Annotated in this window: 27 protein-coding genes; 17 read left to right on the top strand and 10 right to left on the bottom strand. The window is 66.4% G+C overall.

Annotation, left to right across the window (positions count from 1 at the left end; genetic code table 11):
• Nucleotides 1–96 precede the first annotated feature (96 nt).
• Nucleotides 97–639, bottom strand: coding sequence for a demethoxyubiquinone hydroxylase family protein (locus tag ACO07K_RS02755; RefSeq protein WP_422034390.1), 543 nt, complete (start codon nt 637–639; stop codon nt 97–99).
• A gap of 108 nt (nt 640–747) precedes the next feature.
• On the opposite strand from ACO07K_RS02755, the gene ACO07K_RS02750 reads away from it, so the two are divergent.
• From ACO07K_RS02750 to ACO07K_RS02740, 3 genes are all read left to right on the top strand, one after another.
• Nucleotides 748–2,178, top strand: coding sequence for an MATE family efflux transporter (locus ACO07K_RS02750; protein WP_422034389.1), 1,431 nt, complete (start codon nt 748–750; stop codon nt 2,176–2,178).
• Between the two features lie 41 nt (nt 2,179–2,219).
• Complete coding sequence (locus tag ACO07K_RS02745; protein WP_422034388.1) at nt 2,220–2,858, top strand: TetR/AcrR family transcriptional regulator; 639 nt, start codon at nt 2,220–2,222, stop codon at nt 2,856–2,858.
• Between the two features lie 97 nt (nt 2,859–2,955).
• A complete protein-coding gene (locus ACO07K_RS02740) occupies nt 2,956–3,381 on the top strand; it encodes a DUF2852 domain-containing protein (protein ID WP_422016699.1) in 426 nt (141 codons plus the stop codon).
• A 57-nt stretch (nt 3,382–3,438) separates the two neighbouring features.
• Here ACO07K_RS02740 and ACO07K_RS02735 read toward each other — a convergent pair whose 3' ends face one another.
• From ACO07K_RS02735 to ACO07K_RS02720, 4 genes are all read right to left on the bottom strand, one after another.
• Nucleotides 3,439–4,143: a hypothetical protein gene (locus ACO07K_RS02735; protein WP_422034387.1), complete on the bottom strand. Its 705-nt coding sequence runs from the start codon at nt 4,141–4,143 to the stop codon at nt 3,439–3,441.
• Nucleotides 4,144–4,341: 198 nt separating this feature from the next.
• Nucleotides 4,342–5,334 carry a Bug family tripartite tricarboxylate transporter substrate binding protein gene (locus ACO07K_RS02730; RefSeq protein WP_422034386.1) on the bottom strand — a complete coding sequence of 331 codons (993 nt, stop codon included), beginning with the start codon at nt 5,332–5,334 and terminating at the stop codon, nt 4,342–4,344.
• Nucleotides 5,335–5,453: 119 nt separating this feature from the next.
• The gene (locus ACO07K_RS02725) at nt 5,454–6,443 is read right to left on the bottom strand and encodes a Bug family tripartite tricarboxylate transporter substrate binding protein (RefSeq protein ID WP_422034385.1); all 990 of its coding nucleotides are present in this window, start codon (nt 6,441–6,443) and stop codon (nt 5,454–5,456) included.
• A 48-nt stretch (nt 6,444–6,491) separates the two neighbouring features.
• Nucleotides 6,492–7,688, bottom strand: coding sequence for a CaiB/BaiF CoA transferase family protein (locus ACO07K_RS02720; protein ID WP_422034384.1), 1,197 nt, complete (start codon nt 7,686–7,688; stop codon nt 6,492–6,494).
• A gap of 123 nt (nt 7,689–7,811) precedes the next feature.
• On the opposite strand from ACO07K_RS02720, the gene ACO07K_RS02715 reads away from it, so the two are divergent.
• The 7 genes from ACO07K_RS02715 to ACO07K_RS02685 all read left to right on the top strand — a co-directional run bounded on the left by ACO07K_RS02715 (nt 7,812) and on the right by ACO07K_RS02685 (nt 14,375).
• Entirely contained in the window at nt 7,812–8,120 is a 309-nt protein-coding gene (locus ACO07K_RS02715) for a hypothetical protein (RefSeq protein ID WP_422034383.1), read from the top strand.
• Between the two features lie 278 nt (nt 8,121–8,398).
• Nucleotides 8,399–10,117, top strand: coding sequence for a 2-isopropylmalate synthase (gene leuA, locus ACO07K_RS02710; protein WP_422034382.1), 1,719 nt, complete (start codon nt 8,399–8,401; stop codon nt 10,115–10,117).
• Nucleotides 10,118–10,252: 135 nt separating this feature from the next.
• Nucleotides 10,253–10,471, top strand: a complete 219-nt coding sequence (locus tag ACO07K_RS02705) for a hypothetical protein (RefSeq protein WP_298315088.1) — start codon at nt 10,253–10,255, stop codon at nt 10,469–10,471.
• 16 nt (nt 10,472–10,487) lie between these two features.
• Nucleotides 10,488–12,149 carry a TldD/PmbA family protein gene (locus ACO07K_RS02700; protein ID WP_422034381.1) on the top strand — a complete coding sequence of 554 codons (1,662 nt, stop codon included), beginning with the start codon at nt 10,488–10,490 and terminating at the stop codon, nt 12,147–12,149.
• A 13-nt stretch (nt 12,150–12,162) separates the two neighbouring features.
• Nucleotides 12,163–13,383, top strand: coding sequence for a lytic murein transglycosylase (locus ACO07K_RS02695; RefSeq protein ID WP_422034380.1), 1,221 nt, complete (start codon nt 12,163–12,165; stop codon nt 13,381–13,383).
• Between the two features lie 12 nt (nt 13,384–13,395).
• The gene (locus ACO07K_RS02690; protein WP_422034379.1) at nt 13,396–14,109 is read left to right on the top strand and encodes a hypothetical protein; all 714 of its coding nucleotides are present in this window, start codon (nt 13,396–13,398) and stop codon (nt 14,107–14,109) included.
• The gene (locus ACO07K_RS02685; protein ID WP_422034378.1) at nt 14,106–14,375 is read left to right on the top strand and encodes a hypothetical protein; all 270 of its coding nucleotides are present in this window, start codon (nt 14,106–14,108) and stop codon (nt 14,373–14,375) included. Before ACO07K_RS02690 ends, ACO07K_RS02685 begins: the two co-directional genes overlap by 4 nt.
• A gap of 65 nt (nt 14,376–14,440) precedes the next feature.
• Here ACO07K_RS02685 and ACO07K_RS02680 read toward each other — a convergent pair whose 3' ends face one another.
• On the bottom strand, nt 14,441–15,397 hold the full coding sequence (locus ACO07K_RS02680; protein ID WP_422034377.1) for a diacylglycerol/lipid kinase family protein: 957 nt from the start codon (nt 15,395–15,397) through the stop codon (nt 14,441–14,443).
• A 124-nt stretch (nt 15,398–15,521) separates the two neighbouring features.
• On the opposite strand from ACO07K_RS02680, the gene ACO07K_RS02675 reads away from it, so the two are divergent.
• The 5 genes from ACO07K_RS02675 to ACO07K_RS02655 all read left to right on the top strand — a co-directional run bounded on the left by ACO07K_RS02675 (nt 15,522) and on the right by ACO07K_RS02655 (nt 18,628).
• On the top strand, nt 15,522–16,334 hold the full coding sequence (locus ACO07K_RS02675; protein ID WP_422034376.1) for a UDP-2,3-diacylglucosamine diphosphatase: 813 nt from the start codon (nt 15,522–15,524) through the stop codon (nt 16,332–16,334).
• Nucleotides 16,335–16,338: 4 nt separating this feature from the next.
• A complete protein-coding gene (locus tag ACO07K_RS02670; RefSeq protein ID WP_422034375.1) occupies nt 16,339–17,391 on the top strand; it encodes a glycosyltransferase family 4 protein in 1,053 nt (350 codons plus the stop codon).
• Nucleotides 17,392–17,479: 88 nt separating this feature from the next.
• Nucleotides 17,480–17,740, top strand: coding sequence for a hypothetical protein (locus tag ACO07K_RS02665; RefSeq protein ID WP_298310067.1), 261 nt, complete (start codon nt 17,480–17,482; stop codon nt 17,738–17,740).
• Nucleotides 17,741–17,822: 82 nt separating this feature from the next.
• Nucleotides 17,823–18,203, top strand: coding sequence for a VOC family protein (locus ACO07K_RS02660; RefSeq protein WP_422034373.1), 381 nt, complete (start codon nt 17,823–17,825; stop codon nt 18,201–18,203).
• 20 nt (nt 18,204–18,223) lie between these two features.
• Nucleotides 18,224–18,628, top strand: a complete 405-nt coding sequence (locus tag ACO07K_RS02655; RefSeq protein WP_298310071.1) for a RidA family protein — start codon at nt 18,224–18,226, stop codon at nt 18,626–18,628.
• Here the strand turns inward: ACO07K_RS02655 and ACO07K_RS02650 are convergent.
• The 4 genes from ACO07K_RS02650 to xseA all read right to left on the bottom strand — a co-directional run bounded on the left by ACO07K_RS02650 (nt 18,625) and on the right by xseA (nt 21,863).
• A complete protein-coding gene (locus ACO07K_RS02650) occupies nt 18,625–19,059 on the bottom strand; it encodes a hypothetical protein (protein WP_422034372.1) in 435 nt (144 codons plus the stop codon). The two genes, ACO07K_RS02655 and ACO07K_RS02650, sit on opposite strands and share 4 nt — an antisense overlap.
• A gap of 11 nt (nt 19,060–19,070) precedes the next feature.
• Complete coding sequence (locus ACO07K_RS02645; protein WP_422034371.1) at nt 19,071–19,802, bottom strand: ribonuclease activity regulator RraA; 732 nt, start codon at nt 19,800–19,802, stop codon at nt 19,071–19,073.
• Nucleotides 19,803–19,835: 33 nt separating this feature from the next.
• Nucleotides 19,836–20,186, bottom strand: coding sequence for an endonuclease domain-containing protein (locus ACO07K_RS02640; protein ID WP_422034370.1), 351 nt, complete (start codon nt 20,184–20,186; stop codon nt 19,836–19,838).
• A 156-nt stretch (nt 20,187–20,342) separates the two neighbouring features.
• Nucleotides 20,343–21,863 carry an exodeoxyribonuclease VII large subunit gene (gene xseA / locus ACO07K_RS02635; protein ID WP_422034369.1) on the bottom strand — a complete coding sequence of 507 codons (1,521 nt, stop codon included), beginning with the start codon at nt 21,861–21,863 and terminating at the stop codon, nt 20,343–20,345.
• A gap of 56 nt (nt 21,864–21,919) precedes the next feature.
• On the opposite strand from xseA, the gene purD reads away from it, so the two are divergent.
• Nucleotides 21,920–23,191, top strand: a complete 1,272-nt coding sequence (gene purD / locus ACO07K_RS02630) for a phosphoribosylamine--glycine ligase (protein WP_422034368.1) — start codon at nt 21,920–21,922, stop codon at nt 23,189–23,191.
• Nucleotides 23,192–23,336: 145 nt separating this feature from the next.
• On the top strand, nt 23,337–24,464 hold the full coding sequence (locus ACO07K_RS02625) for an MBL fold metallo-hydrolase (RefSeq protein WP_422034367.1): 1,128 nt from the start codon (nt 23,337–23,339) through the stop codon (nt 24,462–24,464).
• Nucleotides 24,465–24,483: the final 19 nt, after the last annotated feature.

The raw sequence follows: 24,483 nt of genomic DNA, 5'->3' as shown, positions 1-24,483 counted from the left end.
AGAGAGAAGGTCTCTCCGCTGCGCGGCGCTACGCGCGGCTCCGGTCGAGACGACGAGTGTAAGCTACAGCAAATCTTTATCCGCTTATCATCCGCTCTAAATCCTCATTCCAAGCCAGATCACCGCTTCGGTGCTGGCCGAAACGATCGCCATCAAGACTCTCTGCCACCACATCGGATGACCAAGATCACGCGTCGAAAGATCGTGGTGCGCCTGTTCGTCCCTCTCGATCTGTTCAATGGCGCAAACCGCGGGCAGGTCGATGGCAGCCAGAGACTTCTTCTGGTCTTCGAGATGACGCAGGACGACCCGCTCGACAGCGACTGTCGTCGCGGCGATGGCTTTGCGTCCCATCAATCCGGTAACGACTCCCAGAGCCGTGCCACCGCCAGCACAGAGCAGGAAACTGCGACAGCGGCGGAGGCCACGGCGGCTCAATTCCGCCGCGAACACGGCGCGATGCCGTTCTTCATGCGACTGATATTCCGCCAGCTCGGACACAAGATCGGGCATCAGCTTCGCGGCGACCCACCGCTGACCGCGATAGATGCAGATCGCCCCTTCCTCACCGGCATGGTTGACCTTCATCACCCTGTCGCCAAGCGACCGGGCGGGCCGCAATCTGATCGACGATTGCACGCTCTACCTCCGCTCAGCCTGCCTGCATGTTGGCCTACTTTGACATCGGGCCTTTGGGAGCGCCACTTCGATGCAACCAATCTCTCGCAATGCCGTATGGACCCACGCATGAGCGCCGTGACCGACTCGAGAAACAAGCTCCTCGAAGGTCCGATCCTTCGCTCCCTGCTGACGCTGGCCGTGCCGATCGTGACGGCGAACGTGCTGCAGTCGGCCTACCAGATCATCGATGCCTTCTGGGTCGGGCGGCTGGGGGGCGCGGCGGTGGCCGCGGTGTCGATCAGTTTCCCGGTGCTGTTCCTCACCTTCGCCATCGGCTCGGGCCTGTCGCTCGCCGGCTCGACCCTGATCGCGCAGTATGTCGGCGCGCGGAACGACAAGATGGTGGCGCACGTCGCGGGCCAGACGCTGCTCATGGTGGTCCTGGTCTCGGTGGTGCTGGGCACGATCGGCTATCTCTGCTCGCCGGCGCTGCTGCGGCTGATGGGCGTCGGGCCCGACGTCTATCCCGGCGCGCTGGGCTTCATGCGCGTGTCGTTCGTGGGCATCGTCTTCAATTTCACCTTCTTCGTGTTCCAGGCGATCATGCGCGGTATCGGCCGGCCGACCCTGCCGGTCTATATCGTGCTGGGCACGGTGTTCCTGAACTTCGTGCTCGACCCGCTCCTGATCTTCGGCTGGGGCCCCGTGCCGGGCTACGGCGTGATGGGCGCCGCCATCGCGACGCTGGTCACCCAGGCGATCGCCGCCATCATCGGCATCGCCGTCCTCCGCCTCGGCCTGCATGGCATCCATGTGCGGCGGCGCGACTTCATTCCCGACTTCAGCTACGTGAAGCGCGCCTTCTTCCTCGGCCTCCCCGCTTCCGTCGAACTCTCGGCGCGGGCGCTCGGCCTGATGGTGATGACGTTCCTGATCGCGAGTTTCGGCACGCTGACGCTGGCCGCCTATGGCGTCGGCTCGAACATCCTGCAGGTCGTGATGGTACCGGCGATGGGCCTGTCGATGGCGATCTCGACCCTGGTCGGCCAGAACATCGGCGCCGGCAACATCGAGCGCGCGGCGCAGATCGGCCGCCTGGGCGGGCTGCTCGGATTCGCGAGCCTCTCCTTCTTCGGCGTCCTCGTCTTCCTGTTCGCGCCCCAGCTCGTCGCCGTCTTCGTGCCGACCGATCCCGCGGTGATCGCGGCCGGCGCGGGCTTTCTGCGCATCATGTCGCTGGCCTGGGGCTTCCTCGGCCTGCAGTTCGCGCTGACCGGCGTGTTTCGCGCCTCGGGCAACATGGTCCTGACCATGGTGCTGACCCTGGTGTCGCAATGGGTCGTGCAGTTTCCACTCGCCTACGTGCTCTCCAAGCACACGGACCTGCACGAACAGGGAATCTGGTGGGCGCTGCCGGTCTCAAATATCGTCACGGCGCTGATCACCCTGTGCCTCTACGCCAAGGGCGACTGGAAGAAGAAGCGCCTGATCGAGCCGGAAGAGGAACTTGCCGGCAAGGTGACGGAAGACATCCTGGTCGGCGAGGTTTCGCGCTAGTTCCTGTTGCAGCGGCCGGGATTGATGTAAAGCTCCTTAACATGAGCTGGAAGCGCAACGACCGTGAGGAGCGGAAGTATCACCACGGCAGTCTGCGCGAGGCGCTGATCAAGGCTGCCCGCGAGCTCATCAAGGAAAAGGGCCCGGCGGGCTTCACCTTCGCCGACGCCGCGCGCTCCGCCGGCGTCAGTCCGGCCGCGCCCTACCGCCATTTCCGCGACCGCGACGCCCTGATGGCGGACGTGGCGCGCGAGGGCTTCGAGCGTTTCGCCGCGATGCTGGCCACCGGCTGGGCCAATGGGAAACCCGATCCCGTCACGGCCTTCCATAATATCGGCAAGGCCTATCTCACCTTCGCGCGTTCGGAGCCCGCCTATTACGCGGCGATGTTCGAATCGGGCATTTCTCCGGACACGAATCCCGAGCTGCGCGCCGCCTCGGAACGGGCCTTTGCCGTGCTGCGCGCCGCGGCCGATCAACTGGTCGTCCTTCTCCCAGCCGCCACGCGCCCGCCCGCCCTGATGATGAGCCTGCACATCTGGTCGATGTCGCACGGCATCGCCTCCCTGTTCGGCCGCGGCGATGCGGGGCGCCGGCCGCTGCCCATGACGGCCGAGGAGCTGCTCGAATCCGAGGTCCTCATCTATCTGCAGGGGCTGGGTTTTCCCGCTTCGCGCTGAAAGTTTTTTGCCGACCTCTTGACTCCCGGGGTCGCGATGCCCAATGTAAATGTCGTTAACATTCACATCGTTAACATCAGCAAAAGGGGGCTCCCACATGGGCCTGATCGAAAAAATAGACGACCTCGGCAAGCCGGCGTGGATTGCGCTCATGGTGCTGAGCTTCATCCTGTTCTGGCCCGTCGGCCTGGCCCTTCTCATCTATCTCAAAGGGAGTGGACGCATGTTTTGCTCGAAGCGCTACGGTCACTGGAACATGCCCGATGGCCGCTCGTGCCGTGAGGAATTCCGCGGCTGGAAGCGCCGCTCCGGCTGGGGCCGCTCGAGCAGCAGCGGCAACGTCGCCTTCGACGAGTATCGCGAGGAGACGATCAACCGCCTCGATCAGGAGCAGCGCGAGTTCCGCGACTTCCTCGACAAGCTGCGCGCCGCCAAGGATCGCGCCGAGTTCGACCAGTTCATGGCCGAACGACGCAATCGCCCGGCCGCCAGCGAGCCGCCGCCGGCGCCCAGCGCCGCCTGACACTTCGGAAACAGATCTTCCACGACGCGCCCGCGGCTCACGCCGCGGGCGTTTTCGTCAGTGGTCGAGTTTCATCGGCAGACGTTCGGCGTAGGCGCGGCGGGAGAGGTCGAACAGAATCGCGAAGGCGTAGCGCGCGCACCCTTCCACCGTCCGCGGCTCGGGCGGTACCCGGCCCCAGGCGGCAACGTCGGCGGCAGGTGCCTTCCAGGTTGCAGCGTTCAGATCCGCCAGCTGGCGGCGCAGCGTCGTCACCGAGCCCATCACCACTCGGCGCCCGGCGACATCCTCTCCTTCGAACGTGATCTCGAAGGCGACCGGGAGCCACAGTTCGACATTCCGCACGAGATGCGAATAGCGCGAGCGGAAACCCTCGGCGGTGGAGCGGGCGAGCGCGACGTCGTCGTCCCAATCCTCCGCCAGGACGGCAGGCATCCGCAGGGATGGATTCTCCGCGTAGGCGGCCCACAGGACCAGGGAGCCGAAGCCGTCCCAGCCCGGCCGATGGGTGAACCAGGGTGCGGCTTCGCTCTCGTCCCAGTCGAGGGGAACGTCGATCCGTTCGCCGAGCGCCTTGGCCAGCATCGCACGCCAGGCGATTACCCTGGAGCGGATGCGGTCCTGGCTCGGGGCCGTGCCGGTCGCTTCACCGGATCCGGCCGGACGCGGCGCTCCGCGTTTGCGCGCTGCGGTTTCGACCACGCTTTCCCAGGCACCCGCATAATAGCGCGTGAGCGGCCCTACATAGACGTCTAGGGCCATGAAAGACCCGGTCCCTTCGGTTCGATTTCTGACTGACGGTAGCTACTTGCAGCCTCACTACACGTACAATCGGAACGAGCAGATGTGCAATCGCGAATCGCCCGCACAAACCTCTATTTTCGGCACGGCGCTTGCTTCAGCCGGCCGCCTGAAACCGTTCGTTGGAAGGAACGCGGACCGATCGGACCGCGTCGCCCGCTACTGCGGCTCGAGATTCAACCCCTTCACCAGCTCGATCCAGATCGGCCCCTCCTCGGCGACGATCTTCTCGAAGAAGACGTGATCGCGGGCGGCATTGTCGATGCCGAAGGTGGCGAGGATCTTCTGGATGCGCTCGCTCTTGCCGCCCTCGACCATGAGGTCCGAGAGCTTCTGGACGAGCTCCTTCGGCATGCCGGCGGGACCGACCAGCCCGATCCAGCCCTGCACCTGGAAGGCCTTGTCGGTGACCCCCTGCTCGAAGAAGGTCGGCACGTCGGGCAGCTTGGCCATCCGCTTCATGGTCGGCACGGCGATCGGCCGGCCGTTGCCCGACTGCAGGACGCCCGAGGCGGCGGCGACGCTGCCGCTGCCGCCCTGCACCGCGCCGGAGGCCACGTCCTGCCACATCGGCGCCTCGCCGCGATAATGCACGGCCTCCATGCCGAGCTTGTAGTGGCGGTTCAGCGCCTCGACGGCGACGTGGCTGTAGGAACCGGCACCGTAGGTGCCGAGACTGGTCTTGTTGGCGCGCGCATAGTCGACGAGCTCGGCGAGGTTCTTGACCGGCAGCTTGCTGTTCACGATCAGCGGCAGATGCCCCGCATCCATCCACGAGATCAGGACGAAGTCCTTGTCCGGATCGTAGGGCAGTTTCTTGAACAGCACCTTGTTCATGATCATCGTGGTCGAGATCGTCCACATCAGCGTGTAGCCGTCGGGCGCAGCGGCCTTCACCTGCTCGGCGGCGATCGCGCCGCTGGCGCCGGTCTTGTTCTCGACCGACACCGGCTGGCCGGTTCTCTGGGAGATGTACTCGCCATAGGCGCGGGCGAAGGTGTCGGTGAGACCGCCCGCCGGGTAACCGCAGATGATGCGGATGGGTTTGTTGGGCCAGGCTCCCTGGGAAATCGCGGGAGCCGGCAGAGCAGCAGCAACTGCAGCGGCAGAGCCATAACGCAGCACATCACGTCGCGACGCACGCACGATCATCGATTGCCTCCCTGTGGCGCGATGATTTTTTTTGACGGTCGGAGCCGTCCTGGGCGCGCCTGGAAGAAGCATGGCCGCGATTTCGCACTGCGTAAAGGCCACGCCGCAGGGCGGCCGGCCTATTGGGGCTCGATCCCCAGGCTCCTGATGACCTCGATCGAGACCGGCCCTTCGTCATCAAGGACCTGGCGGAAATAGGCGGCGTCGCGCGCGCCCTCGTCGATCGCGAAGGTGTCGTTGATCTTCCGGATGCGCTCGGTCCTGCCGGCCTCGACCACCAGCGTCGAGAGCTTCTGCACCACCTCGGGCGGCGTGCCGGCCGGTGCCGCGCAGCCGACCCAGCCGCGGATCTGGAACGCCTTCTCCGTCAGCCCCTGCTCGTAGAAAGTCGCGACATCGGGCAGCTTCTTCATGCGCACCATCGTGGGCACCGCGATCGGCTTGACGCTGCCCGCCTGCAGCACGGCCGCACCGGAAGCGTAGCTGCCGGTGGCGCCCTGCACGGCGCCGGAGGCCACGTCCTGCCACATCGCCGATTCGCCGCGATAGTGAACGGCCTCCATCTGCAGTCCGTAATGGCGGTTCAGCGTTTCGGTGACGATATGGGCGAAGGAGCCGATGCCGTAGGTGGCGAGCGAGACTTTCCGCCCCTTGGCCCAGGCAGCGAACTCCGGGATGTTCCTGACCGGTATGTCCTTGTTCACCATGGTCGGCAGATGGCCGGTGTTGAACCAGGCGACCAGGGCGAAATCCTTGTCGGGATCGTAGGGCAGCTTTTTGAACAGCGCCTTGTTCTGCACCATCGTGGTGGAGTTGGTGAACATCAGCGTATAGCCGTCGGGTGCCGATTGCTTGACGATCTCCGCGCCGATCGCGCCCGCCGCACCGGCCTTGTTCTCGACGATCACCGGCTGGCCGGTCTTCTCGGCCACGTACTCGCCATAGGCGCGGGCGAAGATGTCGGTGAGCCCGCCTGCCGGATAGGTGCAGACGATCCTGATCGGCCTGGCCGGCCACGCCTGTGCAATGGACGGCGCCGGCAGTGCCGCCGCCAGCGCCGAGAGTGAGCCGTAGCGCAGCAGGTCGCGCCGCGTTGTCCGCAGGATCATGGTCGCCTCCCCCTGTGGGCGGCGACTCGTTGTGGGGACGGCCTGCTTTTAGGGGGCCGTCCTGGTCGCGCCCGACTTGAGCATGGCGTCGATTTCGCCCTGCGTAAACCCGGCCTCCTGCAGGACCTCGACACTATGCTCGCCCAGCCTGGGCTGCAGGCGGGTGATCTCCGGCTTGGTCTTGCTGAAGCGCGGCGGGATGTCGGTCATGCGCAGCTTGCCCTCGGTCGGATGATCGACATGCTTCCAGAAGCCGGTCGCCTCGAGCTGCGGATCGACGAACAGGTCGTCGAGCGTGTTCACCGGCCCGTGCGGCACGTTGGAGTTCTTCAGCAGCTCCACCCATTCGGCGTTGGTGCGCTCGGCGCACAGGCCGGCCAGGGTCGAGTAGTATTGCTCGACGTTCTTGAGACGGTTGGCCATGCCCTGGAACCGCTCGTCCTGCGCGAGGTCCTCGCGGCCGACCAGGGTACAGAACTCCCGCCAGTGATTGTCGGTGTAGGGCAGCAGGGCGAAGTAGCCGTCCTTCGACGGATAGGGACGGCGCTCCTTGTTGAGCACGCGCTTGTAGCCGGCCGTGTCGAGTGCCGGCTCGAAGGTCTCGCCGTAGAGATGCTCGACCATCACGAACGACACCAGCGTCTCGTACATCGGCACCTCGACCGACTGGCCCTTGCCGGTTCGCTCGCGCGCGAACAGGGCGGCCAGCAGCGCCGAGACGACGCCGTTGGAGCTGGTCTTGTCGGCCACGATCGTCGGCAGGAAGCGCGGCTGGCCCGCGACCACGGTCTGCAACGCGGCCAGGCCGGAGCCGGCCTGGATGATGTCGTCGTACGCGGCCTTGGCGCCCATCGGCCCGGCGGAGCGATAGCCGTAGGTCGCGAGATAGACGAGGCGCGGATTGATCTTCTCGAACTTCTCGTACTCGACGCCCAGCCGCTTGGCCGGCTCGGGCCGGTAGTTGTGCATGATGACGTCGGCGGTCTCGGCGAGCTTGAACAGCGCGGCCCGTCCGGACTCCTGCTTGAGGTCGAGCACGATCGATCGCTTTGAACGATTGCAGCCGAGATAGAAGGCCGACATGCCGGGATTGCGGCCGGGCCCGAGCTGGCGCGTCGTATCGCCTTCGGGCGGCTCGATCTTGATCACGTCCGCCCCGAGATCGCCCAATTGCTGCGCCGCCCACGGACCCAGCACGACGGTCGTGCAGTCGAGAATGCGAACGCCGTCCAACGGACCTGCCATCTGATGATTCCTCCGATTATTCGTTCCCGCTTACCACAAGTTGGTCACCATCCCAGGGCGAATTCACGGGCAACATCCGGCTCGTGCAGGACGTTTCATCCTGCAGCAAAGGAGACCGCAAAAATGAACATCGAGGTCCTGCGTCTGGCCGGTTCGCTCGCCGCGGCGGGCGCCGTCATGCTCACCGCCTCCGCAGCGATGGCCGGCGACTGGAAGAAGGGTCGCGGTCATCACAAGCACCACCATCATCATCACCACTACGATCGCGAGGTCGTGGTCGTTCAGCCGCCTCCGCGCGTCTATTACGCCCCTCGTCCCGTGGCGGTTTACCCGGCACCGGTCTACGCCCCGCCGGTGGCCTATGCGCCTGCCTATGGGCCTGCCTACCCCGGTGGCAATCTCAGCATCGGCGTGAACGTCCCGCTGCGTTAGCCGTCGTTCCCCTCCCCTTCGCGGGACTCCGCGAAGGGGAGGGGAAACAAGCCGGGTTGACGCCCGACGGCAAATCGACGATTGTCGCGCCCAACATGCTGCGACTGACGACGCTACGACTTATTGGCTGATCCGCCGCCCGACCGGGAAAACCGGAAGGGCCCTGCGGATCGCTTGTCGTTCGTCTCTGTTTTTACCCAACCAGTCGCCGCCTCATTTCCATCCATCGCAGTGTTCGTTTGAGCCATACGGCCGTGCGCGGCGCGAGGAGCTACGTCATGTCATCCCAAAACCCTCACGACACCAATCCCCAGAAGCCCATGATGCCGATCGCGGCCGAGAAGTACGTGCCCTTCAAGCCCGTGCCCCTGCCCGACCGCAAGTGGCCGAACGCCGTGATCACCAAGCCGCCGATCTGGTGCGCGGTCGATCTGCGCGACGGCAACCAGGCGCTGATCGAGCCGATGGATTCCGACCGCAAGACGCGGATGTTCAAGCTGCTCTGCGACATGGGCTTCAAGGAAATCGAGATCGGCTTCCCCGCCGCTTCGGAGACCGACTTCGAGTTCGTGCGCGAGCTCATCGAGAAGAAGATGATCCCCGACGACGTCACCATCCAGGTGCTGACGCAGAGCCGGCCGGAGTTGATCGAGCGCACCTTCGAGGCCTGCCGCGGCGCCCGGCGCGTCATCGTCCATCTCTACAATTCGACCTCGACCCTGCAGCGCCGCGTCGTGTTCGGCCTCGACACGGCCGGCATCATCGATATCGCCGTGACCGGCGCCAAGCTGGTCAAGCAGATGGCCGACGCCGATCCCGCGACCGAGTGGGTGTTCGAGTATTCGCCCGAGAGCTTCACCGGCACCGAGCTCGAATTCGCCCGCGACATCTGCGCGGCCGTCGCCGACATCTACAAGCCGACGCCGCAGAAGAAGATGATCTTCAACCTGCCGGCCACGGTCGAGATGTCGTCGGCCAACGTCTATGCCGACCAGATCGAATGGTGCCACCGCAACTTCAAGGATCGCGATTCGATCATCCTCAGCCTGCATCCGCACAACGACCGCGGCACCGGCGTGGCGGCGGCCGAACTCGGCTACATGGCCGGCGCCGACCGCATCGAGGGCTGCCTGTTCGGCAACGGCGAGCGCACCGGCAACGTCGACCTGGTCACCCTGGGCCTCAACATGTTCACGCAAGGCGTGGATCCCGAGATCGACTTCTCGCACATCAACGAGATCCGCCAGACGGTCGAATACTGCAACCAGTTGCCCGTCCATCCGCGCCATCCCTACGGCGGCGACCTCGTCTTCACCGCCTTCTCGGGCTCGCATCAGGACGCGATCAACAAGGGCTTCAAGTCGCTCGAGGCGTCGAACAGCAAGGTCTGGGAAGTCCCCTACCTGCCGATCGATCCGGCCGATCTCGGCCGCAGCTACGAGGCGATCATTCGCATCAACAGCCAGTCGGGCAAGGGCGGCATCGCCTATATCCTGAAGAGCGACTACGGCATCGACATGCCGCGGTTGCTGCAGGTCGAGTTCTCCAAGGTGATCCAGCAGATCGCCGAGGAGACCGGCAAGGAGATCCAGCCGGCCCTGATCTGGGACACGTTCCGCAAGGAGTATCTCGAGAACGCCTCGCCGGTGGCGTTCGACAGCCACACGACGGTGCCCGACCCCGATCACGCCGACGTGCGGCTTCTCGATGCCAAGGTGACCTTCAACGGCAAGCCGGCGACCATCTCGGGCCGCGGCAACGGTCCGATCGCGGGTTATGTCGACGCGCTGGGCAAGAATTGCGGCATCCAGATCCGGGTGCGCGACTATCACCAGCACGCCACGGGCGCCGGCTCCGACGCCCAGGCCGTCAGCTTCATCGAGGCCGAGACGCCGGGCGGCAAGGTCCTGTGGGGGGTCGGCATGGACTCGAACATCGTGGCGGCCTCGCTCAAGGCCGTGACCTGCGCCGCCAACCGCGCCGCGGCGCTCAAATAGCGGTTCCGCTGCTTCAAGGCGGGCGATAGCATCGGGGCGTGCGGGAAACCTTCCGCGCGCCCCGCAACGGCATGGACTGAAGAAGTGGCGCTTCCCGATCCTGTTGCGACACGCCGGCGGGCCGAAGGGCCGTTCATGCGCGGCGCCCGTCACGTCTGGAACGCCGCGATTTCCCTCACGCTGGGCGCGATGATCGGCATCCTCGGCCACCAGTTCGTGGGCGATGCGGTGGCCCGCCTGTGGCCCGAGCAGGCGCTGATCGCCGACCTCGTGCGTGCCACATTCTGGACACTCGGTATCGCTGCGACCGGCGTGTTGTTCTTCTCCTACTATCTCGACGACACGGGCCGATAGCGCGTAGAACGGCCCTATGGCCAAAGCGAAAAAGACCGCCCCCAAATCCTCCCCGAAGAAGCCGGCTGCGAAGAAGTCGGCGAAGCCCACCACCCGGAAGGTGGTGAAGAAGGCAGCGCCGAAGAAGGCAGCACCTGAGAAAGTTGCGCCTAAGAAGGTCGTGCCGAAGAAGGCTGCTCCAAAGAAAGCCGCTCCGAAGAAGATCGCGAAGGCGGCTCCGAAGGTTGCCCCGAAGGTCACCAAGCGCCCGGCGCCAAAGAGCGCGAAATCGCCCGCGCGCAAGCCTGTGCCGAAACCCGTCGCCAAGGCGGCCGCGAAGGTCGCGCGCAACACGCACCCAGCCGGCGCACTCGACCCCAATCTCCTGTCCGACCTGCTGAAGTGGGCGAAGGAGTTCGGTGCGGATGCGGCCGACGCGCTCTACGTCAACGGTGAGTCGATCTCGGTGGCGCAGCGGCTGGGCAAGCGCGAGAAGCTCGAGAGCAGCGAGGGCCGCGACCTCGGCCTGCGCGTCTTCGTGGGCAAGCGCCAGGCCTTCGTCTCCTCGACCGACTTTGCGCCCGCCTCGCTGCGGGAACTGGCGAGCCGCGCCGTCGACATGGCGCGCGCCGTGCCGGAAGACCCGGTCTGCGGCCTCGCGCCCGAGGAATTGCTGGCCCGCTCGTGGCCCGACCTCGACCTCGACGACAGGACGCGGCCGACGGCCAAGAAGCTGATCGCCATGGCCTCCGAGGCCGAGGATGCGGCACGCGCCGTGAAAGGCGTGACCAATTCCGAAGGCGCCGAGGCCGGCTGGGGCCGCACCTCGGTGATGCTGGCCGCCAGCAACGGCTTCACCGGCGGCTATCGCCGCAGCGGCTTCTCGCTGTCCTGCTCGGTGCTGGGTGGCGAAGGCACCGGCATGGAGCGCGACTATGAATGGACCAGCGCGGTCCATCTCGAGGACCTGATGTCGGCCGCCAAGGTCGGCCGCAACGCCGGCAAGTTCGTGGTGCGCCGCCTCAACCCGCGCAAGGCGCAGAGCGCACGCGTGCCGGTGATCTACGATCGCCGCGTCTCGGGCGGCCTGATCGGCCATCTCGCCGGCGCCATCAACGGTCGCGCCGTGGCGCGCGGCACCTCATTCCTGAAGGACAAGATGGGCGAGCGCGTGTTCGCCGAGGGCATCCGCATCCTCGACAACCCGCTGCGCAAGCGCGGGCTGGGCAGCCGCCCGTTCGACGCCGAGGGCCTGGCAACCTCGCGCCGCGCGGTGATCGACGATGGCGTGCTGACCACCTGGCTGCTAGACCTCGCAGCCGCCCGCCAGCTCAACCTCAAGCCGACCGGCCACGCCTCGCGCGGCGTCTCGGGTCCGCCCTCGCCCACGACCTCGAATTTCTATCTCGAGAAGGGCAAGCTGTCGGTGAAGGAGCTGATCGGCGACATCAAGAGCGGCCTCTACATCACCGACATGATCGGCTTCGGCGTCAACGGCGTGACCGGCGACTACAGCCGCGGCGCCTCGGGCTTCTGGATCGAGAACGGCGAGCTTGCGTGGCCGGTGAGCGGCATCACCGTCGCGGGCAACCTGAAGGACATGTTCCTCAACATGACGGCCGCCAACGATCTCGAATTCAAGAGCTCGACCAACGCCCCGACCGTGAGAATTGAAGGGCTGACCGTCGCCGGCTCGTGATAAACTGCCGGGCATGACCTTCATGCCCAATGCACGAATTCTCGCCGCAACGACGGCACTTCTCTGCAGCCCCGCCTTCCTCGGGGCTGCACCCGCGTACGCCCAGGATGGTGGCTTCCGCGACTGCCTGGCTGGCATCAAGACCGATGCGCTGAAGCAGGGCGTACCGGCATCGGTCGTCGACCGCGCGTTCCAGGGACTGACGCCCGACCAGAAGGTCGTCGATCTCGACAATCGCCAGCCCGAATTCTCCCTGACCTATGCCAAGTATGTCGGCGGCACGGTCTCGCTCGATCGCATTCAGAAGGGTCAGCAGAAACTGGCGCAGCACCGCGCCCTGCTCGACCAGCTGCAGGCCGAATACGGCATCCCGCCGCAGTACATCATGGCCTTCTGGGGCATCGAGACGAACTACGGCACCTACATGGGCGATTTCCGCGTCGTGCGCTCCGTCGCGACGCTCGCCTGCATGACCAAGCGCCGCGAATTCTTCAGCAACGAGACCGTCCAGGCGCTGCGCATCCTCAACAGCAACCACATGACCAGCGACCAGATGCGCGGCTCGTGGGCCGGCGCCATGGGCAACATGCAGTTCATGCCCTCGACCTTCACCCGATGGGCGGTCGACCGCGACGGCAACGGCAGGATCGACATCTGGAACAGCCTGCCCGACGCCTTCGCCTCCGCATCCAACTACCTGCGCGGCGTCGGCTTCAAGCCCGGCCTCCCCTCGAGCGAGGAGGTGATGCTGCCCCAGGGATTCCCGCTCGACCAGGCCGACACGACGGTCGAGAAGCCGGTGAAGGCCTGGGCCGCGATGGGCGTGAAGAAGATGAACGGCGGCGCCCTGCCCGCGGTCGACGATGCCGCCTCGATCCTGCTGCCCGCCGGCTTTCGCGGCCCCGCCTTCATCATCTATCCGAACTTCAAGGCGGTGATGAACTGGAACCGGTCCACCCTCTACGCCCTGTCGGTCGGCATCCTGGCCCGCCAGATCGCCGGCGGCCCGCCGGTGCAGCAGCAGGCCCCGGCCGACGATGCGCCGATCTCGCGCAACACGGTGATCGACATGCAGATGCGCCTGGCGCGCCTCGGCCTCTACAAGGACGAGGCCGACGGGCTGTTGGGCCCCAAGACCCGCTCCGCCCTGCGCCTCTTCCAGCAGCAACAGGCCCTGCCGGCCGACGGCCATCCCACGCAGGAGTCGGTACGGCGCCTGCAGGCGGTGCGGTAAAGACGCGTCCCCGTGACCGCCTTCATCGGCATCGGCAGCCGGGGAGGCCTGCGCAGCTTCGGCGGCACTCAGTTCGCCCAGGTCAACCGATGGTGCACGACCTGGTTCAAGCGAGACCTGATCCATTTCTCGCAGGCGCTGACGCTTCGCTTCAATGGCGCAAATATGGTCCTCCGGTTGATCTCGGAGGACCGTCTGCTGGTCCGCATGCAGATCTTCCAGGCGGGCACCAGGATCGCCAGCATCGCATTCCGCATCGACCCGCAGCAGCAGCGCGCATTTCTGAGTTGGACGGTATTGACGCCGGCGACGCAACGCACCGGCGCCTTCAAGCACATCCTGCAGAACCTCCTGCTGGTGCTGCGCGACTGCGGCATCACACGGATCAGCCTCGTCGCCAGCCTGACCCATGGCGGCTATGTCTGGGCCATCTACGGCTTCCTGCCCGAAACCGCTGGCCAGTGGGCGCGTTTGGCCGGGGTGCTGCGACGGAAGCTGCTCGCCATCGCGTCCGAGCTGAAGCCCGCGGAACTCGATGCCGTCCAGAAGCTGCTTGCCTCGCCGGACCGGCTGGCGCTGCGGGCGCTCGCTGGCAGTGCCATCCCGGTCCGCGACACGACACTCGGCAAGCACTTGTTGATGGGAACCGAATGGAAGGGAGAACTCGACTTTTCCGACGGCCCGTCGGTGCTTATATACCTCAAGCGCATAGGGGTGGTTCCATGACGAAGAAACCGGCTCCCACTGTTACCGACTTTGTCACGGCAGCTTACGTCGCCCCTAGACGCGCCCGGACGACCGAAGCTGCGCCCAAGCCCAAGACGCCTCGGGCGCGGCGGTCGATCAAGTTCGTTCCCATGGAAGAACTCATGCTGGCGGATCTCGAGACGACCTCGAACCTCGTGAGCCTGCCGACGGAAGAGATCGACCGGATCGCGCAGATCTTCGGCCTGTCCTCGGACGACGTGGCCGCGCTCTACGCCCGGCGCTAGCACTCCTGCTCGGCGTCCCCCGAACGCAGTGAGCGACGTTTACCTCCCATGCAAGAGCTCTCCCCCTAGGGGCGAGCAGCGTGAGGGGAATCCGGCCTCAACAACCGCACCGCCTCGGTCGAGAGGCCGATCGATACGGGCAACGTCAGCGCGTCGTCGCCGTCGATCTGGACCGGCTGACGGCGCTCTTCGCCGGCGTCGTTCAGGACCGAGATCCTGACCTGGCGCCCGGCAACGACGCGATAGCCCGGCGTCCGCGGCAGCGTGCCCAGCACCAGCGCCGCGCCGAACCGGAGCGCGTGCATCCAGCCCCAGCGCTCGAACAGGCAGACATGCAACAGCGGGGCGCCGAGCGACGCTTGCGGCGCCACGACATAGGGGCCGGCATAGTGACGTGCATGCGTCACGATCACCGATGCCGCCTCGTGGGTAACGCCGTCGATCTCCACGGCATAGCGTACCGGACGGTAGCGCCTTGCCTCGACCAATGAGCGCCAGACATAGGCGCCCTTGCCCCAGCGACGCTTCAGCGGCGCACTGACGCCCGCCACCACCTTGGCATCGAAGCCCGCGCCGGCCATCAGCGAGAAGCAGCGAGGACGGCCGGCGCCACTGGCCTGGCCCGGATGCATCAGCACCTCGCGGCCGGCCGTGATGGCCTGGGCGAGCGCCGCGGCGGTCGAACCCAGTCCCAGTTCGTGCGCCAGCACGTTGGCGGTGCCCAGCGGCACGAGGGCGAGCGGCGGCGCCGTGGCGGCGCGCGCGGCGAGGCCGTTCACCACCTCGTTGATCGTCCCGTCGCCGCCCGCGACCGCGATCACGCCATAGCGTCCGGCATCGCACTGTTCGGCAAGGCGGCGCGCATCGCCCGGCGCCGCCGTCTCGACGACATCGACCGTCCAGCCCAGCGATCGGACGTGGCGCACGACCGCATCGACCAGCCCGCGGCGGCGACGGCCAGCCGTTGGATTGAAAATGAGAAGCACCGATGGGGCAGCGCCGGTGATTGAGGCGAATGTCATCGAACAGTCACAACCGATACACCTCCACGCAACGGCTCCCTTACACAATCCCATGCGTACCGTGCAATCTCGCACAACAGATTTAGTGCCGGCCCGACACTATCCACATGACCGTGCCTGTATCATGACGCTCCACGAGCGAAACCAGCCCGCCCGTCACCGGGCGATCTTCCTGTCCGACATCCATCTCGGCACGCGCGGCTGCCAGGCCGACCTGCTGCTCGACTTCCTGCGCAGGAACGAGAGCGAGCATCTCTACCTGGTGGGCGACATCGTCGACGGCTGGCGCCTCAAGCGCTGGTGGTACTGGCCGCAGAGCCACAACGACGTGGTTCAGAAGATCATGCGCAAGGCCCGCAAGGGCACCAACGTGGTCTACATCCCCGGCAACCACGACGAGGCGGCGCGGCAATATTGCCAGCTCACCTTCGGCGACGTGCGGGTCGAGGACGAGGCGATCCACGAGACACCCGACGGCAGGAAACTGCTGGTGATCCATGGCGATCAGTTCGACGGCATCGTGCGCTACGCGCGCTGGCTCGCCATCCTCGGCGACTGGGCCTATGCCGCGGCCCTGCGCCTCAACACGATCTTCAACTGGGGACGGCGCAAGCTCGGCTTGCCCTACTGGTCGCTCTCGGCGTTCCTGAAGCACCGGGTGAAGAACGCGGTGCAGTTCATCAACGACTACGAGAAGGCGGTGGCAAGCGAAGCCCGCCGCCGCGGCGTCGATGGCGTCGTATGCGGGCATATCCATCACGCCGAGATGCGCACGATCGACGGCGTGCTCTACTGCAACGATGGCGACTGGGTCGAGAGCTGCACCGCGCTGGTCGAGGATTTCGACGGCCGCCTGCGCATCGTCCACTGGGCGGACGAGATGGCCCGCCGCGCCTCGCGCCTGCCGCTGTCCCAAGTTCAACTCGCCGCGGAGTAGACGCTTGCGCATCGCCATCGTTTCAGACGCCTGGCGGCCCCAGATCAACGGCGTCGTCCGCACGCTCGAGACGGTGGCACGCATCCTTCGCGCCGAAGGCCACGAGGTCGAGGTGTTCGGCCCCGACCGCTTCCGCACCCTGCCCTGTCCGACCTACCCCGAGATCAGGCTGTCGCTGTTTCCGTCCTCGCGGCTCAGTCACATGCTGCAGCTGTTCGCGCCCGATGCCATCCATATCGTCACCGAAGGACCGCTCGGCTGGGCGGCGCGCGGTTTCTGCCGGCGCCGTGGCATTCCCTTCACGACCGCCTATCACACGCGATTTCCCGAATATGTCCGCGCCCGCATCCGGGTGCCGCTCTCGTGGAGCTACGCCTTCGTGCGCTGGTTCCACGCGCCTTCCGCCGGGGTGCTGGTCGTCTCGCCGGCGATCCGCGACGAGCTGAGCGCGCGCGGGTTCAGGAACCTCGTGCCATGGTCGCGCGGCGTCGACATCACCGCGTTCCAGCCGCAGCCGCATGAGGATATCGGCGATCCCCGCCCGATCTGGCTCTACGCCGGCCGCGTCGCCATCGAGAAGAACATCGAGGCCTTTCTCGACCTCGACCTGCCCGGCACCAAATGGGTGGTGGGCGGCGGGCCGCAGCTCAAGTCGCTGCAGCGCCGCTACGCGAATGCACGGTTCTTCGGCTCGGTCGACTCCGCCGAGCTCTCATATCGCTATGCACAGGCAGACTGCTTCGTCTTCCCGAGTGTCACGGACACGTTCGGCCTCGTGATGGTCGAGGCGCTGGCCTCCGGCGTGCCGGTCGCCGGATATCCCGTGCCGGGACCGCTCGACGTCGTGACCGATTCCAAGGTCGGTGCGCTCGACAAGGACCTGCGCACCGCCTGCCTGGCCGCGGTGTCGCGCGATCCCGAGGATTGCCGCCGCCATGCGGAAACCTTCACCTGGGAACGCTGTGCGCGGCAGTTCCTGGAGGCGCTGCAGGTCATTCCGCGCAGTCACTGGCAGCCCTTGCGCAATCGCGTGCTGCCCGACGCCGCCGCCCCCTGAGCGACATATTGCCCCCGTTCATTGTGGGTTGCGGCCCACCCCCGAGGAAGAGTAGATGCGGCGTCCGCATTCCTGAGGGCAGACCGGCATGGCCATCCAGTACTTCGCCAAAGTGACCGCATCCGACCACGAGGTGCTGCAGCGCATCGTGAAACACTATCCGCTCAGCTCCTATGCCGACTGGCATCTGAAGGAGATGAGCCGCATGTCCGACTGGCGCAGCCGTCGTCACGCCATCAAGATGGTGCCGGTGACGCCGCAGGAGTTCGAGGAATACTGCAAGGAGAAGGGTGTCCCCAGCGACATCATCACCTTCAAGGCCTTCGTCTGCGAGAAGGGCGGCGGCTGATCGCTCCGCCGATCACCGGCACGTAACCGGTTGAAGTCATCCGCGGCCTGCCTACGTTCAGGACAGCCGCAGGAGGACTTCGATGCCAGCCCTCAATCACCTGATCGTCCACGCGAAGGACAAGGATGCGTCGGCCGAGTTCCTCGCCGGCATCCTGGGCGTCGAAGCCGGCCCGCAATGGGGCCCGTTCCGCCCGGTGCAGATGTCGAACGGCGTTACCCTCGACTTCATCGGCACGCCCCATCCCAGCACGACCCACTACGCCTTCCTCGTCGACGACGCGGAATTCGATGCCTCGTTTGCGCGGATCCGGCATGCCCGCATCCCCTACTACGCCCATCCCAACAAGAGCGGCCCGGGGGAGATCAATCATCTCTACGGTGGCCGGGGCGTCTATTTCGAGGATCCCTGCGGCCACATGCTCGAACTCATCACCACACCCTACGGCGATTCTCCGGCTTAGGGCTTCAAAAGGATTACGACATGGCCAAACGCGACGCGGTCTTCCCGGCGAACGGCCGGCACGCCCTCTACAACGCTCACAAATATTCGCCGGCCATCCGCTCGGGCGATCTTCTCTTCGTATCGGGGCAGGTGGGCAGCCGCGACGACGGATCGCCGGAACCGGTCTTCGAGAATCAGGTCCGGCGGGCCTTCACCAATCTGCGCGCGGTACTGGCGGCCGCCGGCTGCACGTTCGACGACGTGGTGGACGTCACCTCCTTCCACACCAACCCCGAAGCGCAATTCGAGACGGTGATGAAGGTGCGCGACGAGGAGATCGGTGAGGCGCCCTATCCGAACTGGACGGCGGTCGGCGTCACCTGGCTGGCGGGCTTCGACTTCGAGCTCAAGGTCATCGCCCGCATTCCCGCGACGGCGGCCTAATACTGCGCCGCGCGGCTGCCGCTCATCACGGCGGCCTGCCCCGAGCCCGGGTCGGTCTCGCGAATGCTACAGACATACTGGCCGGGCAGCATCTGCACATCGATGTAGCGGATGTTGCCGGGCGCGATCTCGATGTTCATCGCATTCGCCGACCCGCCGCCGCGGCAACGCAGCGTGTAGGGGCCCGCGGCCAGTTCCGTGCGCATCCAGGTCTGCGTGCCGAGGCGCCCGATCTCCTGGCCGTTCGCCGTGACGTTGAGAACCGGGCTCGCCGTCGAGGGATTGACGAAATAGACCGCGCCCATGCCGGGCGGCGGCGGCGCGAACTGCTTGCCGGCAATGTCCTGGCCCGGCGGCGCCATCGCCACGTTCGAGCCTTCGCAGGCGGCCAGGCCGAGCATCAGCAGCACGGCGATCGATGAAACACGCATATAGAACCTCCTCACCCGCCGGCAGGCTCACCGGCCTTGATCCACGCCTGATAGAGTTTCTTCGTCTCGTCGTTCGGCGGATAGGTGCCGGTGATCGGATGGCCTTGTCCCACCCGGATGGCGACGAACTTCTCCAGCCGTTCCTGCTCGAAGGAATCGCGCGCTACCTCGTCGGCGAGATGTCGCGGCACGACGATGGCACCGTCCTCGTCGGCCACGATGACGTCGCCGGGATAGACCGGAACGCCGCAGATGCCGACCGGCACCTGCACTTCCACGGGGCGCAGGTTGGCCATGCTGGGCGGCGCCGCCGCCGCGCGGCAATAGACCGGGAAATCGAACGTGCCGATCACCGGCGAATCGCGCATCGCGCCATCGCTCAGCACGCCCGCGAGACCGCGCACCTTGAGGCGCAGCGCCAGGATGTCGCCCAGCGTGCCTGAGCGCGTATTGCCCTCGGTGCCGATCACCAGCACGGAGCCCGGCGGCGACTCCTCGATCGCCGTGCGCTGCGCGTTCGGCGGATCGCTGGGACTGGGCGCCTTGTCGATATCCTCGCGGCTCGGAATGTAGCGCAGCGTGTAGGCCGGCCCCACGATCCGCGCCGCCGCCGGATTGAGCGCCTTCACCCCGTTCACCGCGACGTTGCGAAACCCACGCTTCAACATCTGCATCGAGACGGTCGCCGTACTCGCATACAGGAAGTTCTTGATCGTCTCGGCCGACAGCGGTTCAGCGATCATGGGCGCTCTCCCCTCGATTCATCGAGGAAAACTTCAATCGAAGCGCCCCTCCATCTCGGAACGATACAGCGCCTCGAAAATTGTTTCGACCACGGAGTCGGTGCGGGACAGCACGTCACCATTCCAGAAGCGCAGCACGCGAAAACCGGTCGACCGCAGGAAGGCATCGCGGTTGGCGTCGTACGGTGCGTCCGTCACGTGCTGGCTGCCGTCGAGTTCGACGACGACCGCAGCCTCGAGGCAGACGAAGTCGCAAACGTAGCGACCGATCGGGTGCTGGCGGCGGAACTTGAGGCCGCCGAGTTGGCGGCGACGGAGGCGGTTCCAGAGCACTCGCTCGGATTCGGTGGCATTGTTGCGGAGGTCCTGAGCGTAGCTCTTCATCTCGTCAGTGAAACGCTACGAATAGACGAAATTATGACGAGGAGACAATCATGGGTTGCTCTCCCCCTCCCTGGCCCTCCCCCGTATGACGGGGGCGGGGACATGAACTCTTATTCCCGCCCCCGTCATACGGGGGAGGGTTAGGGAGGGGGAAGGCTACAGCAAGGACCCTTGGCCGCCGCCGCCGTCGCGACGCTTGGGCGGTGCGGGCGGCGGAGCAACCGGCTTCGGCGCCCCCGCGCCATCGGTCACGCGGGCGCCGACGCGGCCGTCGTTGAATTCGATGGTGATCGTCTGACCGGCGCTGGTGCCGGCGGCGGCGAGGACGGGCTGGCCGTCCTGGTCGCGCACCAGGGCGAAGCCGCGGTTGAGGACGGAGTGGAAGGAGTAGCTCTCCAGCAGCTTGGCTGCCTGGTCGACCTGGCGCTGACCGTTCAGCAGCAGGTCGTTGCCGTGACGCTTCAGGCGCTCCCCGAATTGCTCAAGCCGATCAGCTTGCCGTGAGATCTTCTGAAGCGTGTCGCTCTTGAAGCGGTCCATCGCGCGCACGAGAGCCTTGTCGTGCGCCAGCAGGTCCTTTTCTTTTCCGGCAATCACCAGCTCCGGCTTGATGAGCCGTGCCGAAAGAAGCTCGCGATCAAGTCGTCCGAGCAGTTGATTTGTTGCCAGCGCCAGCCGCTCGCCACTGACATCGACCCGTTGCTGCCGCTCCTCGATCAGGCGGCGCGGATCGCCGAGGCCGCGGGCGAGACCGGCCAGTTGCATCGACTGCTCGCGCAGCAGGCGCGTCATGCCGCCGACCAGCCGCTTGGCGTAGTCGAGCGTCTCGGTCATCAGGTCGGCGCGCACCGGCACCGCCATCTCGGCGGCGGCCGTCGGCGTGGGCGCGCGGCGGTCCGAGGCGAAGTCGATCAGGGTCGTGTCGGTCTCGTGGCCGACGGCGGAGATAAGCGGAATCCCGGAATTCGCGGCGGCGCGCACCACGATCTCCTCGTTGAACGCCCACAGGTCCTCCAGCGAGCCGCCACCGCGCGCCACGATCAGCACGTCGGGCCGCGGCACCGGACCGTCCTCGGGCAGGCCGTTGAAGCCGGCGATGGCGCGGGCCACCTCGCCCGCCGCCTTCTCGCCCTGCACCGCCACCGGCCAGACCAGCACGTGGCAGGGGAAACGGTCGCTGAGGCGATGCAGGATGTCGCGGATGACGGCGCCCGACGGCGAGGTCACCACGCCCACCACCTGCGGCAGGTAGGGCAGCGCACGCTTGCGCTCGGGATCGAACAACCCCTCCGCCTGCAGCTTCTTGCGCCGGTCCTCCAGCAGCTTGAGCAGCGCGCCTTCACCCGCCAGTTCCAGCCGGTCGACGATGATCTGGTAGCGCGAGGAGCCGGCATAGGTGGTGAGCTTGCCGGTGGCGATGACCTCCAGCCCTTCCTCGATCTTGATGCCGAGCCGCGGGAGCGAGCCCTTCCAGCAGACACCGTCGATCACGGCATTCTCGTCCTTGAGCCGGAAGTAGCAGTGGCCCGAGCGCGGGAACGAGGGCTGGCTGATCTCGCCGCGCACCCGCACCCGCGGGAACGAACTCTCGATCTCGCGCTTCAGGGCGAAGGAGAGCTCGGAAACCGAGAATTCCGGGACGTTACTCGGGGCGGCGGGAGCGTCGAGGTTATCCATGTCGGCCGAACCTAGCCGCTTGTGCCGCCGGCGCAAACTGTGGTCAAAGCCTCGCCATGCGAATCCTCGTGGTGGGCGGCGGCGGCCGCGAACATGCGCTGTGCTGGGCGATTTCGGCCTCCCCGCTGTGCACAAAGCTCTACTGCGCGCCGGGCAATGCCGGCATCGCGCAAGTTGCCGAATGCGTCGACGTCGGGGCCGAGGACATCCCGGGCCAGGTGGCGCTGGCTGAGCGGCTGAAGATCGATTTCGTGGTGATCGCCCCCGACGCGCCGCTGGTGGCCGGCATGGCCGACGCCTTCGCCGAGGCCGGCATCAAGGCCTGGGGCCCGTCCAAGGCGGCCGCCCGCCTCGAAGGCTCCAAGAGCTTCACCAAGCAACTCTGCCGCGCCAACAACATCCCGACGGCCGCCTACGAGCGCTTCACCGAGGTCGCGCCGGCCGAGGCCTATGTCAGGTCCCAGCCCCTGCCGATCGTGATCAAGGCCGACGGACTCGCGGCCGGCAAGGGCGTGATCATCGCCGAGACGGTCGAGCAGGCGGTCGAGGCGGTGCGCGACATGCTCTCGGGCAACCGCTTCGGCGCCGCCGGCGCCTCGGTGGTGATCGAGGAATTCATGCAGGGCGAGGAGGCGAGCTTCTTCGCCCTGACCGACGGCGAGCATGTGCTGCCGCTGGTCGGCGCGCAGGACCACAAGCGCGCCTTCGACGGCGACAAGGGTCCGAACACCGGCGGCATGGGCGCCTACTCGCCCGCGCCGGTCTTCGACGCCGCCATGCAGCAGCGCACGATGGACGAGATCGTGCTGCCGACCGTGCGGGCGCTCGCGAAGGCCGGCACGCCGTTCCGGGGCGTGCTCTATGCCGGCCTGATGATCGACGCCAAGGGCCCGCGCCTGGTCGAGTACAATTGCCGCTTCGGCGATCCCGAGACCCAGGTCCTGATGATGCGTCTGAAATCCGATCTCGTGCCGGCCTTGCTGGCCAGCGCCGAGGGCGGCCTGAAGCATCTCGACCTGCGCTGGTCGCCCGACGCCGCCGTGACCGTGATCATGGCGACCAAGGGCTATCCCGACTCCTACCCAAAGGGCAGCGAGATCCGTGGCCTGGCCGAGGCCGCCAGGGTCGAGGGTGTGCAGATCTTCCACGCCGGCACCAAGGCCGGCCCGGACGGGAAGATCCTGGCCAATGGCGGCCGCGTCCTGAACGTCAGCGCCATGGCCCCGACCGTCGAGGAGGCCCGCGCCCGCGCCTACCGCGCCGTCGGCCTGATCGACTGGCCCGAGGGCTTCTACCGCAAGGACATCGCCTGGCGGGCGCTCAAGTAGCTTCCCCTCCCCATTCACATGGGCAGGTGGCGGCGTCTGCGCCGTCGGAGGGGTCAGAGGGGCCATGACGAGAGGGCATGACCCCTCCGTCGCTACGCGACACCTCCCCATGTGAATGGGGAGGAAATTTGAGCTACGGTGAAACATGCCTGACGCCCTCTCCGAGTCCCAGCGCCTGCTGGCTCAGCTCCGCTTTCCCTGTGGTGACGTGCCGGAACCCGGCGACATCAAGAATGTCGCCCCCGGTATCCACTGGCTGCGCATGCCGCTGCCGTTCCAGCTCAACCACATCAACCTGTGGCTGATCGAGGAGAAGGACGGCTGGACGATCGTCGACACCGGGATCAATTCGCAGGACACGCGAACCCTGTGGGAGAAGATCTTCGCCGAGAAGCTCCAGGGCAAGCCGGTGGTGCGGGTGATCGGCACGCATCTCCATCCCGACCATATCGGCCTCGCCGGCTGGCTGTGCGAGAAGTGGAACGCGCCGCTCTACATGACGCTGGGCGAGTACATGAGCGCGCAGGCCGCGCGCAACGACTTCGTCGAGAGCGAGGAGACGCGGGCCGCGCATGTCGCGCGCAACGGCGTGCCGGCCGACCGCATCGCCAACTTCCACCGTCACAAGGGCGGCTACGCCAAGGGCGTGGTGCCGCTGCCGACCGCCTTCCGGCGCATGATCCATGCGCATCCCATCACCATCGGCGGCCATCGCTGGGACGTCATCGTGGGCCGCGGCCACGCGCCCGAGCATGCCTCGCTGTGGTGTCCCGAGCTCAACGTGATGATCGCCGGCGATCAGGTGCTGCCCAAGATCAGCACCAATGTCGGCGTGTGGCCCAACGAGCCGCTGGCCGACGCGCTGACCTGGTTCCTCGACGGCTTCTCGCGCTTCCGCCGCCTGCCCGCCGACGCCCTCGTGCTGCCGAGCCACGGCTTCCCGTTCATCGGTCTGCACACGCGGCTCGACCAGCTGGTGGCCCATCACGATGCGCGCCTCAACGACATGGAAGTGGCGATCGCCCGCAGGGGACCGGAGGGCGCAACCGGCTGGGACATGGTGCCGATCCTGTTCCCCCGCCATCTCGACAACAACCAGATCGTCTTCGCCTTCGGCGAGACGCTGGCGCATCTGCACTGCCTGGAAACGCGCGCGCGCGTGAAGCGGGTCGTGGTCGACGGCGTGCACCGCTTCGTGGCCCTGGCCGATCTCAACACCCTGCCCCCGACCGACGATTCCGACGGCGTGGTCATGGACATCGGTCAGACCTGACGGCGGCCAGACACACTCG

Source organism: Reyranella sp., assembly GCF_965228225.1.
Lineage (GTDB): Bacteria > Pseudomonadota > Alphaproteobacteria > Reyranellales > Reyranellaceae > Reyranella.
This window is presented reverse-complemented; position numbering and strand designations above follow the sequence as displayed.